Genomic DNA, 15,034 nt, shown 5'->3' on the forward strand with positions numbered 1-15,034 from the left:
CGAATCACCGTTTCAGGTGGTCTCCCGGGGCGCGGCGGCGGAGCTGTCAGCCCTTCAGCCGGGCCGGCGGCGCGGTCGGCAGCTTGCCGCCCTCCGCCTTGGTGTACGTCTCCTGGCCGGTCTTGCCCGACCAGGTCACCTTCATCGCCGTACCGCTCACCGAGTCGACCATGCCGGTGACCCGCTCCTTGTCGCCGTCGGGGCAGGTCAGATGGATCATCTGCATCCCCGACTCCTCGCCCGCCGTGCCCTGGCACCAGCTCTTTCGGCCGGTCACGAAGAGCCCGGCCTTCCGGTCGGTGATCACCAGGGCCACGATCTTGCCGCCGTTCGTGGTGATCCAGCTGCCCTGGAGCTTGCCGGAGGCGCCGGTCACCGAGCCGGAGGCCGAGGTGCCGGTGGGGGAGGCGGTGGCGCTCGGCGTGGCCGGGGAGCCGCTCGTCGAGCCGCCGCCCCCGCACCCGGTCAGCGCGGCCAGCGCACCCACCAGACCTGCGGCGACGGCCGCGGTCCGCACCCGGGCGGTCGCGGAAGCAGTGTCAGAACCCACCGGAAGCTCCCAAGCTGTCGTGCGGAATGTCGTCGGCCGGACGGCCCGCAGCAAGCTATCGCACGGCACCGGGAGGGCTCGCGTACCCCGGGCAGGAATCCGATGTGAGGCAGAAGACAGGTAGGCATTTCCCTACGCTTGACCGGTAGGGGAATTCCTACCTATGGTCGTCCGCATGACCATCACGCACGCCTCCTTCGTCACCCTTCCCGTCGCCGACCAGGACCGCGCCCTGGCCTTCTACCGGGACGTCCTCGGCTTCGAGGTGACCGCCGAGCTGCACCTGCCGCAGGGCCGCTGGCTCCAGGTCGCGCCCGCGGGGGCGCAGACCGTCTTCACGCTCGCCGGGCCGGGGATGGGGGATTTCGAGCCCGGTTCGGCGCGGGGGATCATGTTGGTGACGACCGATGTCGACGCCGACTGCGCGCGGCTCGCCGCGGCGGGCACCGAGGTACAGGGCCCGGACGAGCTTCCCTGGGGCCGGATGGCCTCCTTCCGGGACCCGGACGGCAACGGTCTGATGCTGCTGACGGAGAAGGAAGGCCGCTGACCACGCCATGAGCACCGGGACCGGGACGGGCACCACCGCGGAGGACCGCATCTTCGCCGCGCTCGCCAACGCCACCCGCCGCGAGGTGCTGCGGCTGCTGCGCGAGCGCGGTCCACAGCCCGTCCAGGCCCTGGCCGACCACTTCGACATGCGCCGCCCGAGCCTGTCGGAACACCTCAAGGTGCTCCGGGAGGCCGGCCTCGTCGCCGAGCAGCGCTCCGGCCGGCAGCGCATCTACCGCCTCCGGGCCGCCCCGCTCGCCGAGGTGCAGGACTGGCTCCATCCGTACGAGCGGTTCTGGCGCGCACAGCTGAAGGGCCTCGGCGATCTGCTCGACCGGATGCCCGACGATCACCCCTCATGAGCACCGAACCCGGCGCCGCCGCGCCCGACGACGATCTGACGACCCTCCGCGTCGACCAGTTCTTCCCGCACCCGCCCGCCAAGGTCTGGCGCGCCCTGACCGACCCGGAACTGCTCGCCCGGTGGCAGATGCCCGGCGCCGAGGACTTCCGGCTGGAGGTCGGGCACCGGTACCGGATGACCTCCGTCCCGCGTCCCCACACGGCGTTCTCGGGCGTCGTAGAGGCGCAGGTCCTGGCCTACGACACCGAGCGGATGCTGTGCGTCCGGTGGACGGATGCCGATCCCGCCAATCCCGCCGACTGGACGATCACCTGGACCCTGGAACAGGAAGGGCGCGGTACGCGTCTCTTCCTTGTGCACGAGGGGTTCGATCCGGACGACCCGGCGCAGCTGATGGCCCGCACCATCATGGGCGGCGGCTGGCGCGGGCGTGTCCTGCCCGCTCTGGGGCAGGTGCTGGAGCGGCTCCGGTGAGGATGCCGGTCCGGTTTCGGTAAAGCGGACGTCAAAGCTGTAACCGGAGGAACACCCCGCGTGCACGTGCATCTGCTCATGCGGCTGCACGTGAACACAGCTATGATCCGGAACAGTTGACTACAGCATCCATGGCCACACCAGCCAGTGCACCAGCGGGGAGCGACCTGTGGACCGCGACGTTGACGGCGTGTACGGGGGGTACGACGTGTACAACGGCATGGCTGCCACGCAGCTGGACGGAGTGGCCTGGCAGAAGAGCAGGCACAGCAACTCACAGGGATCCTGTGTGGAGTTCGCGCGACTGCCCGGCGGCGATGTCGCCGTACGCAACTCGCGCTTCCCGGACGGACCGGCGCTCGTCTACACGCGCGCGGAGATCGAGGCCATGCTTCTCGGCGTCAAGGACGGGGAGTTCGACCACCTGGTCGGGTCGTAGCGTCCGGACGGTCCGTGGGGGCGCCGGTGTCTCCGGGTGGCAACGATGTCGGAACGGCCGCCCGGGCTGCCGGCGGCGGTGCGGCGCGCGCTCTCAGGCCGCCGTGTCCAGCCGGAACATCGCCCAGACGACCTTGCCGTCGAGCGTGCCGGCGAGCGGGTGCCAGCCCCAGCTGTCGGCGAAGGAGTCGACCAGGAACAGGCCGCGGCCCGACTCGGCCGAGAAATCGTCCGAGTCGCCCGGCACCGGCGTCTCGTGGCTCGGGTCGCGCACCGCGCACACCAGCCGCTCCGCCCAGCGCATCAGGTGCAGCCGTACCGAGGAATGCTGCTCGGCACACGCCGCGTCGGGCAGCGCATGGCGCAGGGCGTTGGTGACGAGTTCGGAGACGACCAGGCATATGTCGTCGAAGCGGTCGCCGACGTCCCACTGGTCGAGCGTGCCGCGGGTGAAGTGCCGCGCCTCGCGCACCGCTTCGTAGCGGGCGGGGAGGGAACAGGAGGCGGCATCCGACACGGCCGCGGGATCCAGCGGCGGAAGGCCCTGCCGTAACGGCTTGAGCATGGTCGATCCATTCGTCCCCATGCGAGGCACTCCCGGTAATTCGCGGTCGTAGCGATGCGGCGGTGGTGCGGGACCATGGTTTCGGATGCGAAGAGCAGATGCAAGGGCAGATGCACGTGCACGTGACCGAAATGGGTTTGCCCGTACCGCTTCTTGGCCATTTTTTCCGCCATGTTGACGGCCGGTTCCGCCAGAGGTCACGACCTCTGCCCCGCCATGACCGAGCGGAAACGGCCGACCTCTTTCCGTTTCCGTAACCGTACGAGTACTGCTCGGAGTGTTTTAGTGGCAGACTGCGGGCCCTGAGGACGGTTGGGGAGGCTGGCGAAGGTGAGCGCGGGAGAGCCCGGATCGGTGGTGCGGCGGATGCTGCTCGGCTCGCAACTCAGGCGGCTGCGGGAAGCGCGCGGGATCACGCGTGAGGCGGCGGGGTACTCGATCCGCGCCTCCGAGTCGAAGATCAGCCGGATGGAGCTGGGCCGGGTGAGCTTCAAGACCAGAGACGTCGAAGACCTGCTGACGCTCTACGGCATCACCGAAGAGGCCGAGCGCGAGTCCCTTCTCTCCCTCGCCCGGGAGGCCAACGTGGCGGGCTGGTGGCACAGTTACACGGACGTCCTGCCGAGCTGGTTCCCCACCTATGTGGGCCTGGAGGGCGCGGCCTCGCTGATCCGGGTGTACGAGGTGCAGTTCGTGCACGGCCTGCTCCAGACCGAGGAGTACGCCCGCGCGGTCGTCCGGCGCGGCATGAAGGGCGCGAGCGCCGACGACATCGAACGGCGGGTCGCGCTGCGCCTGGAGCGGCAGAAGCACCTGCTCGGCGACAACGCCCCCGAGTTGCACATCGTCCTGGACGAGGCCGCCCTGCGCCGGCCGTACGGCGACCGCGAGGTGATGCGCGGCCAGCTCCAGCACCTGATCAGCGTCTCCGAGCGCCCCAACGTGCGGCTCCAGGTCATGCCGTTCAGCTTCGGCGGGCACTCCGGTGAGAGCGGCGCGTTCACCATCCTCAGCTTCCCCGAGTCCGACCTGTCGGACGTGGTCTACATGGAGCAGCTGACCAGCGCCCTCTACCTCGACAAGCGCGAGGACGTCACCCAGTACGAGCAGGCTCTGAAGGAGCTCCAGCAGGACAGCCCGGGCCCCGACGAGAGCCGGGATCTTCTCCGGGGACTGCTCCAACTCTCTTGATACATAAGTACGATGACGTGTGATCAGGCCCGGCGCAGCCCTGGTGTCCGCTAGCGATTGAGGGATCACATGTCGTCCTACTTCACCGACCTGGCCCAGCAGTACATCGGCGGCGAGTGGCGCCCGGGTACCGGCTCCTGGGACGTGATCGACTTCGATCCGTACGACGGCGAGAAGCTCGCCTCGATCACCGTGGCCACGGTCGACGAGGTGGACCAGGCCTACCGGGCGGCCGCCCGCGCCCAGCAGCAGTGGGCCTCCACCAACCCCTACGCCCGCCGCGCGGTCTTCGAGCGGGCGCTCAGGCTGATCGAGGACCGCGAGCAGGAGATAGCCGACCTGATCATCGCGGAACTGGGCGGCACACGCGTGAAGGCCGGTTTCGAGCTGCACCTCGCCAAGGAGTTCCTGCGCGAGTCGATCCACCTCGCGCTGCGCCCCGAGGGCAAGATCCTGCCCTCGCCGGAGGACGGCAAGGAGAACCGCGTCTACCGGGTGCCGGTGGGTGTCGTGGGCGTGATCAGCCCGTTCAACTTCCCGTTCCTGCTGTCGCTGAAGTCGGTGGCCCCGGCGCTCGCGCTCGGCAACGGCGTGGTCCTCAAGCCGCACCAGAACACCCCGATCGCGGGCGGCACCCTGATCGCCAGGATCTTCGAGGAGGCCGGGCTGCCCGGCGGCCTGCTCAACGTGGTCGTCACCGACATCGCCGAGATCGGCGACGCGTTCATCGAGCACCCCATCCCGAAGGTCATCTCCTTCACCGGCTCCGACAAGGTCGGCCGGCACGTCGCCACGGTCTGCGCCGCGAACTTCAAGCGCTCGGTCCTCGAACTGGGCGGCAACAGCGCGCTGGTGGTGCTGGACGACGCCGACATCGACTACGCGGTGGACGCGGCGGTCTTCAGCCGGTTCGTCCACCAGGGCCAGGTCTGCATGGCCGCCAACCGGGTCCTGGTGGACGCGTCCGTCGCCGAGGAGTTCACCGAGAAGTTCGTCGCCAAGGTCCGCACCCTCAAGGTCGGCGACCCGCGCGACCCGGAGACCGTCATCGGCCCGGTGATCAACAGCACCCAGGCGAACGCCGTCTCGGGCGCGGTCGAGCAGGCGCTCGCCGAGGGCGCCACGGCCCTGGTGCGCGGCCGCACCGACAACAACCTGGTCGAGCCGACCGTGCTCACCGACGTGCCCGCCGGCTCCTCCCTGCTCCAGCAGGAGATCTTCGGCCCGGTCGTCTTCCTCGTCCCCTTCGACGGCGAGGAGGAGGCGGTCCGGATCGTCAACGACACCCCGTACGGCCTCAGCGGTGCCGTCCACACGGGGGACATCGAGCGGGGTGTCGCCTTCGCCAAGCGGATCGAGACCGGCATGTTCCATGTGAACGACGGCACGGTCCACGACGAACCGCTCGTCCCCTTCGGCGGCGAGAAGCACTCCGGCATCGGCCGGCTGAACGGCGAGACGACGCTGGAGGCCTTCACCACCGTCAAGTGGATCTCCGTGCAGCACGGCCGCAGCCGGTTTCCGTTCTGATCCCGACAGCGGACAGGATCTGACCTAAAGGGCCCGTAGCGTCGTTCTTGTCAGGCGGAAGAACCCCATGAAGGGCGGCAGGCCATGGTCATGCACGTACCGGCGGAGGCGAAGGGCGACGAGCGAGGGGCGCTGCTGGCGTTCCTGGAGGAGCAGCGGGGCGGGATCCGCCGTTCCCTGCTCGGGCTCACCGAGGAGCAGGCCCGCATCCGCCCCAGCGCCAGCGAACTGTCCCTCGGCGGCCTGCTCAAGCATGTCGCCGAGGTCGAGCAGAGCTGGATCGCCCGGGCCCGCCAGGAACCCCCGGCCGTCCACCGCGACCAGTCGAACTGGCACGAGTGCTTCCAGCTGGGCGACGACGAGACGGTCGCCGGGCAGCTGGCGTACTGGGAGCAGGTCGCCGCCGAGACGGAGAAGCTCATCCGCTCGGCGCCGAGTCTGGACGACACCTTCCCGCTGCCGCCCGACCCCTGGTTCCCGCCGGAGGGCCGGGTCTCCCTGCGCTGGCTGTGTCTGCACCTCATCCGCGAGACCGCCCGGCACGCCGGCCACGCCGACATCATCCGGGAGTCCCTCGACGGCAAGACCGCCTTCGAGCTGGTGGCCGAGGCCCAGGCCCAGGCCGGGCGGCCATAACCTGGGGGCATGTCAGCGATCCGTCTGCTCGTGCTCGGCGCGGTCCGCGGGCACGGGCGGGCCCACGGCTACCAGGTCCGCAACGACCTGGAGTACTGGGGCGCGCACGAGTGGTCCAACGCCAAGCCGGGCTCGATCTACCACGCGCTGAAGCAGATGGCCAAGCAGGGGCTGCTGCACGCGCACGAGACCGCGCCGTCCACGGCGGGCGGGCCGCCGCGCACGGAGTACGAGATCACCGAGCGGGGCACCGAGGAGTACTTCACCCTCCTCAGACAGGCGCTGGTGACCCACGACCGCGGCATCGACCTCCTCTCCGCGGCACTCGGCTTCATGGTCGACCTGGACCGCGCGGAGGTCCTGGACCTGCTCCGCGAACGCCTGCGCCGCCTCGCCGAGTGGCGGGCCTCCGTCACCGGGCACTACCTGCCCGCCGACGGCCCGGAGCAGCTCGGCCACATCGGCGAGATCATGAACATGTGGCTCCACACGGCCGACGGCGAGGTCGCCTGGACCCAGGGCCTGATCGAGCGCGTCGAAGGCGGCGCCTACACCTTCGCCGGTGAGGGCGAGCCGTTCGTCGGCGTCCTCACCGAGGGCCAGGACAACCCGTACGCGACGGGCGAGCGACACCCGGAGGACGACCGCTGACGCACAGGGTGCGCGGATGCCGGGAAACCGGTCCGGCCGCCGCCTAATGGTGGAAGCCGGTGGCCGCCGATCTGTCCCGGGTCAGGGGATGCTGCTGTCGGCGCAGCTCCGGCAGCAGTCTGGTCAGGTCCTCCACGAACAGCTCGGCCAGGTCGTGCGAGAAGCCGTTGCGGCACACGATCCGCAGCACCGACAGGTCCTCCCGGTTCGCCGGGAAGGTGTACGCGGGCACCAGCCAGCCGCTCTCGCGCAGCCGCCGGGAGACGTCGAAGACGTCGTACGCCGAGACGTCGCCGTCCGTGGTGAACGCGAACACCGGCAGCTCGTCGCCGCGCGTCAGCAGCCGGAAGTCGCCGAGAGCCTCGATCCGGTCCGCGAGCGAGCGTGCCACGTCCCGGGTGGACTGCTGCACCGCGCGGTAGCCCTCGCGGCCCAGCCGCAGGAACGTGTAGTACTGCGCCACCACCTGCGCGCCGGGCCGGGAGAAGTTCAGCGCGAAGGTCGGCATGTCGCCGCCCAGGTAGTTGACCCGGAAGACCAGCTCCTCGGGCAGCGCCTCCGCGTCCCGCCACAGCGCCCAGCCGACGCCCGGGTACACCAGTCCGTACTTGTGCCCGGAGGTGTTGATGGAGGCCACGCGAGGCAGGCGGAAGTCCCACACCAGGTCCTCGTCCAGGAACGGCGCCACCATGCCGCCCGACGCCCCGTCCACGTGCACCGGGATGTCCAGGCCGGTGCGCTCCTGAAGCGCGTCCAGGGCCGCGCACAACTCGGCGATCGGCTCGTAGGAACCGTCGAAGGTCGAGCCGAGGACGCCGACGACCCCGATGGTGTTCTCGTCGCACAGCTCGGCCGCCGCCTGCGGGTCCAGATGGAAGCGGTCGCCCTCCATCGGCACCTGCCGGGCCTCCACCTCCCAGAAGTTGCAGAACTTGTCCCAGCACACCTGCACGTTGACGCCCATGACCAGGTTCGGGCGGGCGCCCGGATACCGGTCGGCGTTCCTCATGGCCCAGCGCCGCTTGAGCGCCATCCCGGCGAGCATGCAGGCCTCGCTCGACCCGGTGGTCGAACAGCCCACCGCGGCCGCCGGGTCCGGTGCGTTCCACAGCTCGGCGAGCATCGCCACGCAGCGCCGCTCCAGTTCGGCGGTGCGCGGGTACTCGTCCTTGTCGATCATGTTCTTGTCGCGGCACTCCGCCATCAGCACCCCGGCCTGCGGCTCCATCCAGGTGGTGACGAAGGTGGCCAGGTTCAGCCGGGAGTTGCCGTCCAGCATCAGTTCGTCGTGGACCAGCTGGTACGCCGTGGACGGGGTCAGCGGAGCGTCCGGGAGCCGGTGCGTGGGCGGGGCTTCGATCATGCCGCCGACCGGGTTGGCCTCCCCGAAGAACGGGTTGACCGACAGCGTTCGCTGCTGGTGCTTCTCGGGACCTTTGTGCAGGGCCATCAGCGCCTCCTCTCGGCCACCATAGGCGGACGGCGCGAACCCGGACATCCGGAATGACCCGGACCGGTGCCCGGTGACGACCCCGGACCGAGGATCAGGGACGCCCCGGACTTGCACCTCACGCGGCGTGAGGACGCAGGGTGGAGCGCGTACCGACGACAAGGAGCGGAAAGTGAGCTACTCCGTGGGACAGGTCGCGGGGTTCGCCGGGATCACGGTGCGCACCCTGCACCACTACGACGAGATCGGCCTGCTCGCACCGGGCGAGCGCACCCACGCCGGCCACCGGCGCTACACCGACGCCGACCTCGACCGGCTCCAGCAGATCCTGTTCTACCGCGAGCTGGGCTTTCCGCTCGACGAGGTCGCGGTCCTGCTCGACGACCCGGACGCGGACCCGCGGGAGCACCTGCGCCGCCAGTACGACGTGCTGACCGCCCGGATCGAGAAGCTCCAGAAGATGACCGAGGCCGTGGAACACGCCATGGAGGCACGCAAGATGGGCATCAACCTCACCCCCGAGGAGCGGTTCGAGGTCTTCGGGGACAAGGACCCCGGGCAGTACGCCGAGGAGGCCGAGGCACGCTGGGGCGGCACCGAGGCGTACGCCGAGTCGCAGCGCCGGGCCGCCCGCTACACCAAGGAGGACTGGAAACGCGTCCAGGCGGAGATGGACGACTGGCAGGAGCGGTACACCGCGCTGGTGGCCGCCGGCGAGCAGCCCGGTGGCGAGGCGGCCATGGACCTCGCCGAGGAACACCGGCAGCACATCACCCGGTGGTACTTCGAGGTCCCGTACGAGATGCACCGCTGCCTCGGCGAGATGTACGTCACCGACGAGCGCTTCAAGGCGTACTACGACGCCATGCGCCCCGGCCTGGCCGAGCACCTGCGCGACGCGATCCTCGCCAACGCCGACCGGCACACCGCCTGACCGGTCCGGGCCCGGGTGCGTTCACCTGGGGTCTTCATCCCTGGGGCTTCACTCCCGGGCCACGACCACAGCGGTGCCGTAGGCGCACACCTCGGTGCCCGTGTCCGCGGCCTCCGTCACATCGAACCGGAAGGCGAGCACCGCGTTGGCCCCCCGCGCGCGTGCCTGCTCCACCAGGCGCTCCATGGCCTGGTTGCGGGTCTGCACGAGCGTCTTGGTGAGCCCCCTCAGCTCGCCGCCGATCATCGACTTGAGGCCGGCGCCGATCTGGCTGCCCAGGTGCCGGGAGCGGACGGTGAGTCCGAAGACCTCACCGATCACCTTCTGCACCCGGAATCCGGGCATGTCGTTCGTCGTCACGACCAGTACGTCCGGCTGGGGCTCCTGCCCGCCGCCGTAGTCCTCGAGTCCCATGACTCACAGGTTCGGCCCAGTCGTCCCACAGTGCATCCTGGAGACACCGGTGGAACCCGGGGCGGTCACCTCACGTTGATAGTTTTAGCGGCCGTACCTGGACGCCGCAGCCGCCTTTCACCCCCTTCAGGAGCCCGGACCCGTGATGACACTCGCCCTCGGCCCCGCGTGGCTCACGCCGGACTATCTGATCTCGACATTCGGCCTCGTCGGCATCCTGGTGATCGTCTTCGCCGAGTCGGGCCTGTTCGCCTTCCTGCCCGGCGACTCCCTGCTGTTCACGGCGGGTCTGCTGGTCGCCGACGGCAAGTGGATCCACCAGCCCCTGTGGCTGGTGTGCACCCTGATCGTGGCGGCGGCGGTCCTCGGTGACCAGGTCGGCTTCCTGATCGGCAAGTTCTTCGGGCCCAAGTTGTTCAAGCGGCCCAAGTCCAAGATCTTCAAGCAGGAGAACCTGGAGAAGGCGCACGAGTTCGTCGAGAAGCACGGCCCCAAGGCCATCGTCCTGGCCCGGTTCGTGCCGATCGTGCGCACCTTCGCCCCGATCATCGCCGGCGCCGGCCGCATGAAGTACCGCACGTTCTTCACGTACAACGTGATCGGCGGCGCCATGTGGGGCACCGGCGTCACGGTCGCGGGCTACTTCCTGGGCCAGATCGACTTCATCAAGAACAACGTCGAGGGCATCCTCGTCCTGATCGTCCTGATCTCGGTCATCCCGGTGATCTTCGAGGTCATGCGCGCCCGCAAGGAACAGCGCAACGCCCCGGCCGAACCCGAGTCCGCCCAGCAGCCGCCCGCCCCGCAGTACCAGCAGGCCCCGGCCATGGACTCCGCCACCACCCAGCTCCGCCGCATCGAGCCGGAGCAGCCCTACGAGCAGCCGTACGAGCAGCAGTACGGCTACCAGTACGAGCAGCAGCAGTCGCCGCAGCAGTCGCAGCCGCAGCAGCAGGACTGGGACCAGCAGTACTACGACCAGCAGCAGTACCCGCAGCACCCGCAGCAGCAGTACGGCCAGAACCAGCACGGCCAGAACCAGCACGGTCAGGATCAGTACGGGCAGCAGCAGTACGGCCAGCAGCAGTACGCGCAGAACCAGTACCAGCAGAACCAGTACCAGCCGAATCCCTACGAGCAGGATCAGTACGAGCAGGATCAGTACGAGCAGGGCCAGTACGAGCAGGGTCAGCAGCCCTACGGCTACCGCCAGCAGTAGACGCCGGGCGCCGGACCGCGCCTAGAAGCCGCGCGTGCGCTTGGCGGCCCGCCGCTTGCCGGCGGAGCCGACCCGCAGGAACAGCCGGAACACCTCCGAGCCCAGGTTCACGCCGATCGCGATGGCCATCGCCAGGGACGCCGCGTTGGCCAGCGACACCAGCCCCTTGTCCACCTGGTTCTGGGCCATGTTCAGCAGCCCGAAATAGGTGGCCGAGCCGGGCAGCAGCGGACCGATCGCCGCCGTCGTGAACGGCAGCGCCGAGGCGAACCGGTAGCGCGACAGCAGCTGCCCGAACAGCCCCACCAGACCGGCCGCCACCGCCGTCGACGCCACCGGCGAGATGTCGGCGACATAGTGCATCGCGCCGTACACCGACCAGGCGACCCCACCGTTCAGGGTCACCCACAGCACGGTGGACCGTTCCTGCTGGAGCAGCACCGCGAAGGTCAGCGACAGCACCATCGAGGCCGCGATCTGGATCAGCGGCCGCTGGGTGGGGTTCAGCGCCGCGTCCGGGTTGAGCTGGCCGCCGAGCTTCACCCCGAAGTACAGGACGATCAGCACCCCGGTGACGATGCCCACGAAGAAGTACAGGACTTCCAGCAGGCGGGCGGAGGCGGTGATGTAAAAGCCCGTCAGGCCGTCCTGGACGCCCGCCACCAGCGCCCGCCCGGGCAGCAGCGCGAACAGCCCACCGGTGACCACGGCGGACGCCTTCACGTCCACGCTCGCCACCGCGAACGCCACCCCGATCGCGGCGGGCGGCATCGCGGCCACCGTGAACTGGTAGAACTCCGGCAGCCCGCGCCCGGCGCACAGCCACGCCAGCCGGTCGCCGAGCATCGCGCCGACCGCCGCCGCGACGAACACCAGCAGGTCACCGCCGACCAGCACCGAGGCGGCACCGGCCAGCAGGCCGCTCGCCAGGGTCAGCGCCCAGCCCGGGTAGGGGTGCCGGTTGCGGCGGATCTCCGCCAGGCGCCGGTACGCCTCCTCCAGGGATACATGGGTCTCCGTGTCGGTCAGGTCGTCCACGAGCCGGAACACGGCCGCCAGCCGCGTGTAGTCGGTGCCCCGCCGCCGTACCGTGCGGGACGCCGTCACCGGGTCCTCCACCAGGGACGGCTGGTGCGAGATCGACAGCAGCGTGAAGGTGACGTTGGGCTCGCAGCGGTCCAGGCCGTAGGAGCGGCACACCGCGAACATCGCGGCCTCCACGTCCTCCGCGCCCTCGCCGCCCGCCAGCAGCAGCTCCCCGATACGCAGCGTCAGGTCGAGCACGCGCGGGACCGCCGGGCCGCCCTCCTCCTCCCGCTGCACCGGCTCCGGCGCCGGCCGCTCGGCCACCGGCATGCGCAGCATGGTGCGCATCCGGTCCTGCCAGGGGGCGTCCTTGACCAGGCTGACCAGCGGCACCCCGGCGGCCGGGGTGAAGGCGGCCGGCGCGTTCCTGCTGCTGTAGGTGCTCGGCAGGGTGAACGCCGACCCCTCCGGCTCGGCCCCCGGCGGCTGCGGCGGCTCCAGACCCTTCGGCACGGCGAACTCGGAGGTCGTCTCCGGCTCCGTGACCGCCTTGGGGACGTCCAGGCCCTTGGGGAGGGCGAACTCGGACGTGATCTCCGGGTCGTACCGCGCCTCGTCGGACCGGGGTTTGCGGTCCTCCGCCTCCGTCACCTCGCACCGCTCCCTGAACGACACATTCCGCCTGCCCCAGTATGCGCACGGACAAGCGAACGGGCCGCACGCGTGCGCGTACGGCCCGTCTCCTTACGCGAGCGGGGGCTCAGTGGCCGCCCTGCTCCTTGAAGCGCTTGTACGACCGCTCGATCTCCACCTCGGCGTCCGCGCGGCCCACCCAGTTGGCACCCTCGACCGACTTGCCGGGCTCCAGGTCCTTGTAGACCTCGAAGAAGTGCTGGATCTCCAGGCGGTCGAACTCCGACACGTGGTGGATGTCCCGCAGGTGCTCCACGCGCGGGTCGGTGGACGGCACGCACAGCAGCTTGTCGTCGCCGCCGGCCTCGTCCGTCATCCGGAACATGCCGATGGCGCGGCAGCGGATGAGGCAGCCCGGGAAGGTCGGCTCGTCCAGGATGACCAGCGCGTCCAGCGGGTCACCGTCCTCGCCGAGGGTGTTCTCGACGAACCCGTAGTCGGTCGGGTATGCGGTCGAGGTGAAGAGGCGACGGTCCAGGCGGATCCGACCGGTCTCGTGGTCCACCTCGTACTTGTTGCGCGAACCCTTCGGGATCTCGATCGTGACGTCGAACTCCACCGGTGGCTCCTCCATGATCAGCACATCGTTCTGGTGGTTAAGTGTCCCTCACGCAGGTGTGTGATCGCGAAAGGGGCTGGTGGTCGTGCCAGAGCTGAGGCCGTGGCGGGCCGCGAGACCGCAGATGGCGCGGGTCGCGAACGCCGTACGACCACGTCTGGTACGCGCCGTCACGGCCACGAAACCGCGGCTCGCGCGGTTGACGCGGTCGGTACGGCCGCTGCTCGCCGGCCTCCCCCGGACACGCACCCTCAGGACCTGGCAGTACACCGCGGGCGCCGCCACCGCCGGCCTGGCACTGGCCGCCGGTGTGGTGACCGCAGCGGGCCCCTGGGAGGCCAACGGTCAGCGTACGGCCGAGCGGGACCGGGCGGTCGCCCTGGAGCGGGCAGGTGGCGCAGATCACGGCGCCGGTACGGCCGTGGGCGCGCCCCGGCCCGCCCCGAGCGCCCCACCCGTCCTGGTGGCCCTGGACGGCCCCACGAGCGCCGTGGACACCCGGGAGGCCCCTCCGGGCGGCAAGGCCCTCCCGGACGTCCTGAGGCCCCTTCTGGGCGTCTCCGCGCTCGGCGACAGCCACGCGGCCGCCGTCCTCGACATGACGACCGGCAAGCTGCTCTACGGCAGCGACCCCGGCAAGGCCCTCACCCCCGCCTCCACCACCAAGATCGCCACCGCCGTCGCCGCCCTGTCCGCCCTCGGCCCCGACCACCGCTTCACCACGCGCGCGGCCCTCGAACCCGACACCGGGGAACTCGTCCTGGTCGGCGGCGGCGACCCCACCCTCACCGCGCACCGCAACGCCGACGGCTGGGCCAGCCTGCGGACCCTGGCGGCGGACACCGCCACGGCCCTGCACAAGCGCGGCATCCGCAAGGTCACGCTGTCCTACGACACCACCCTCTACAGCGGCCCGGCCCTGCACCCCATCGGCGTCAACGACAACCTCGCTCCCGTCACCGCCCTCGCCGCCGACGAGGGCCGCACCGACGACTCCACCAGCGGCCCGGCGGCCCGCGTCGCCGACCCGGCCGCGGACGCGACCTCCCGGTTCGCCGGCTTCCTCAAGGACGCCGGCATCGCGACCACCCCGCCCGGCCCCTCCAAGGCCAGCACGCGCGCGGAGACCCTCGCCGCGGTCGCCTCGCCCCCGCTGTCCGCCGTGGTCGAGCGCATGCTCACCAACAGCGACAACGACATCGCCGAGGCGCTGGCCCGCCAGACGGCCCTCACCAGCGGGCAGCCCGGCAGCTTCACCGGCGGCGCGAAGGCGATCGCCGCCCGGCTGACCAAGCTGGGCCTGCCCATGGCCGGCGCGTCCTTCCACGACGGCAGCGGCCTCGACCGCGCCGACCGGCTGACCCCCGAGCTGCTCACCGGCCTGCTGGCCACGGCCGGCGACCCCGACCGCCCCGGCCTGCGCCCCGTCCTCACCGGCCTGCCCGTGGCCGCCTTCACCGGCACCCTCGCCGACCGCTACACCGAGGGCGCGGCCGGTCTCGTACACGCCAAGACCGGCACTCTGACCGGCGTGAACACCCTGGCCGGCACGGTCGTGGACGCCGACGGCCGGCTTCTGGCCTTCGCCTTCATGGCCTCGGGCACGACCGACCCCCAGGCGGCCCAGGCGGCCCTGGACCGAGCGGCGACGGCGCTGGCCGGGTGCGGCTGCCGGTAGCCCCCCGGGATGGAGGGCAGGCGGGCGCGGCCGGCGGCACCCGGCGCCCGCCGACACCGCCTGCGCGTGCCGATGTCGCCGACGTCGCCGATGTCACGGCCTGCCCCCGA

Annotated in this window: 17 protein-coding genes; 11 read left to right on the forward strand and 6 right to left on the reverse strand. The window is 70.6% G+C overall.

Going from position 1 to position 15,034, the window contains the following annotated elements; translation table 11 throughout:
- Positions 1–46: 46 nt before the first annotated feature.
- Positions 47–550: a hypothetical protein gene (locus ACWCV9_RS25905; protein ID WP_450789970.1), complete on the reverse strand. Its 504-nt coding sequence runs from the start codon at positions 548–550 to the stop codon at positions 47–49.
- A gap of 175 nt (positions 551–725) precedes the next feature.
- Between ACWCV9_RS25905 and ACWCV9_RS25910 the strand changes: the two genes are divergently transcribed.
- From ACWCV9_RS25910 to ACWCV9_RS25925, 4 genes are all read left to right on the forward strand, one after another.
- Positions 726–1,100 (forward strand): glyoxalase superfamily protein, encoded by a 375-nt coding sequence (locus ACWCV9_RS25910; protein ID WP_450789971.1) that lies wholly within the window; start codon positions 726–728, stop codon positions 1,098–1,100.
- A gap of 7 nt (positions 1,101–1,107) precedes the next feature.
- Positions 1,108–1,464 carry an ArsR/SmtB family transcription factor gene (locus ACWCV9_RS25915; protein ID WP_450789972.1) on the forward strand — a complete coding sequence of 119 codons (357 nt, stop codon included), beginning with the start codon at positions 1,108–1,110 and terminating at the stop codon, positions 1,462–1,464.
- Positions 1,461–1,940: an SRPBCC family protein gene (locus tag ACWCV9_RS25920; RefSeq protein WP_450789974.1), complete on the forward strand. Its 480-nt coding sequence runs from the start codon at positions 1,461–1,463 to the stop codon at positions 1,938–1,940. Before ACWCV9_RS25915 ends, ACWCV9_RS25920 begins: the two co-directional genes overlap by 4 nt.
- A gap of 169 nt (positions 1,941–2,109) precedes the next feature.
- The gene (locus ACWCV9_RS25925; protein WP_385842149.1) at positions 2,110–2,379 is read left to right on the forward strand and encodes a DUF397 domain-containing protein; all 270 of its coding nucleotides are present in this window, start codon (positions 2,110–2,112) and stop codon (positions 2,377–2,379) included.
- Between the two features lie 93 nt (positions 2,380–2,472).
- Here the strand turns inward: ACWCV9_RS25925 and ACWCV9_RS25930 are convergent, their stop codons facing one another.
- On the reverse strand, positions 2,473–2,943 hold the full coding sequence (locus ACWCV9_RS25930) for an ATP-binding protein (RefSeq protein WP_450789976.1): 471 nt from the start codon (positions 2,941–2,943) through the stop codon (positions 2,473–2,475).
- 366 nt (positions 2,944–3,309) lie between these two features.
- On the opposite strand from ACWCV9_RS25930, the gene ACWCV9_RS25935 reads away from it, so the two are divergent.
- The 4 genes from ACWCV9_RS25935 (at position 3,310) to ACWCV9_RS25950 (ending at position 6,951) form a co-directional block, all read left to right on the forward strand.
- On the forward strand, positions 3,310–4,134 hold the full coding sequence (locus ACWCV9_RS25935; RefSeq protein WP_450790026.1) for a helix-turn-helix domain-containing protein: 825 nt from the start codon (positions 3,310–3,312) through the stop codon (positions 4,132–4,134).
- A 69-nt stretch (positions 4,135–4,203) separates the two neighbouring features.
- Positions 4,204–5,664 (forward strand): aldehyde dehydrogenase family protein, encoded by a 1,461-nt coding sequence (locus ACWCV9_RS25940; RefSeq protein WP_450789978.1) that lies wholly within the window; start codon positions 4,204–4,206, stop codon positions 5,662–5,664.
- Positions 5,665–5,748: 84 nt separating this feature from the next.
- Positions 5,749–6,300 carry a DinB family protein gene (locus ACWCV9_RS25945; RefSeq protein WP_450789980.1) on the forward strand — a complete coding sequence of 184 codons (552 nt, stop codon included), beginning with the start codon at positions 5,749–5,751 and terminating at the stop codon, positions 6,298–6,300.
- Between the two features lie 9 nt (positions 6,301–6,309).
- Positions 6,310–6,951, forward strand: a complete 642-nt coding sequence (locus ACWCV9_RS25950) for a PadR family transcriptional regulator (protein WP_450789982.1) — start codon at positions 6,310–6,312, stop codon at positions 6,949–6,951.
- Between the two features lie 43 nt (positions 6,952–6,994).
- Here the strand turns inward: ACWCV9_RS25950 and ACWCV9_RS25955 are convergent, their stop codons facing one another.
- Positions 6,995–8,401 (reverse strand): glutamate decarboxylase, encoded by a 1,407-nt coding sequence (locus ACWCV9_RS25955; RefSeq protein ID WP_450789984.1) that lies wholly within the window; start codon positions 8,399–8,401, stop codon positions 6,995–6,997.
- 172 nt (positions 8,402–8,573) lie between these two features.
- On the opposite strand from ACWCV9_RS25955, the gene ACWCV9_RS25960 reads away from it, so the two are divergent.
- Entirely contained in the window at positions 8,574–9,335 is a 762-nt protein-coding gene (locus ACWCV9_RS25960) for a MerR family transcriptional regulator (RefSeq protein WP_450789986.1), read from the forward strand.
- Positions 9,336–9,383: 48 nt separating this feature from the next.
- Here ACWCV9_RS25960 and ACWCV9_RS25965 read toward each other — a convergent pair whose 3' ends face one another.
- Positions 9,384–9,749: a YbjQ family protein gene (locus tag ACWCV9_RS25965; protein ID WP_385842139.1), complete on the reverse strand. Its 366-nt coding sequence runs from the start codon at positions 9,747–9,749 to the stop codon at positions 9,384–9,386.
- A gap of 142 nt (positions 9,750–9,891) precedes the next feature.
- Here ACWCV9_RS25965 and ACWCV9_RS25970 point away from each other — a divergent pair, with 142 nt between their 5' ends.
- Positions 9,892–10,968: a DedA family protein gene (locus ACWCV9_RS25970; RefSeq protein ID WP_450789989.1), complete on the forward strand. Its 1,077-nt coding sequence runs from the start codon at positions 9,892–9,894 to the stop codon at positions 10,966–10,968.
- A 21-nt stretch (positions 10,969–10,989) separates the two neighbouring features.
- Here ACWCV9_RS25970 and ACWCV9_RS25975 read toward each other — a convergent pair whose 3' ends face one another.
- Positions 10,990–12,645 carry a threonine/serine ThrE exporter family protein gene (locus ACWCV9_RS25975; RefSeq protein ID WP_450789991.1) on the reverse strand — a complete coding sequence of 552 codons (1,656 nt, stop codon included), beginning with the start codon at positions 12,643–12,645 and terminating at the stop codon, positions 10,990–10,992.
- Positions 12,646–12,754: 109 nt separating this feature from the next.
- Complete coding sequence (locus ACWCV9_RS25980; RefSeq protein ID WP_385842217.1) at positions 12,755–13,246, reverse strand: inorganic diphosphatase; 492 nt, start codon at positions 13,244–13,246, stop codon at positions 12,755–12,757.
- Positions 13,247–13,370: 124 nt separating this feature from the next.
- On the opposite strand from ACWCV9_RS25980, the gene dacB reads away from it, so the two are divergent.
- Positions 13,371–14,924, forward strand: a complete 1,554-nt coding sequence (gene dacB / locus ACWCV9_RS25985; RefSeq protein ID WP_450790029.1) for a D-alanyl-D-alanine carboxypeptidase/D-alanyl-D-alanine endopeptidase — start codon at positions 13,371–13,373, stop codon at positions 14,922–14,924.
- Positions 14,925–15,034: the final 110 nt, after the last annotated feature.

It is taken from the genome of Streptomyces sp. NPDC001606 (genome assembly GCF_053596835.1).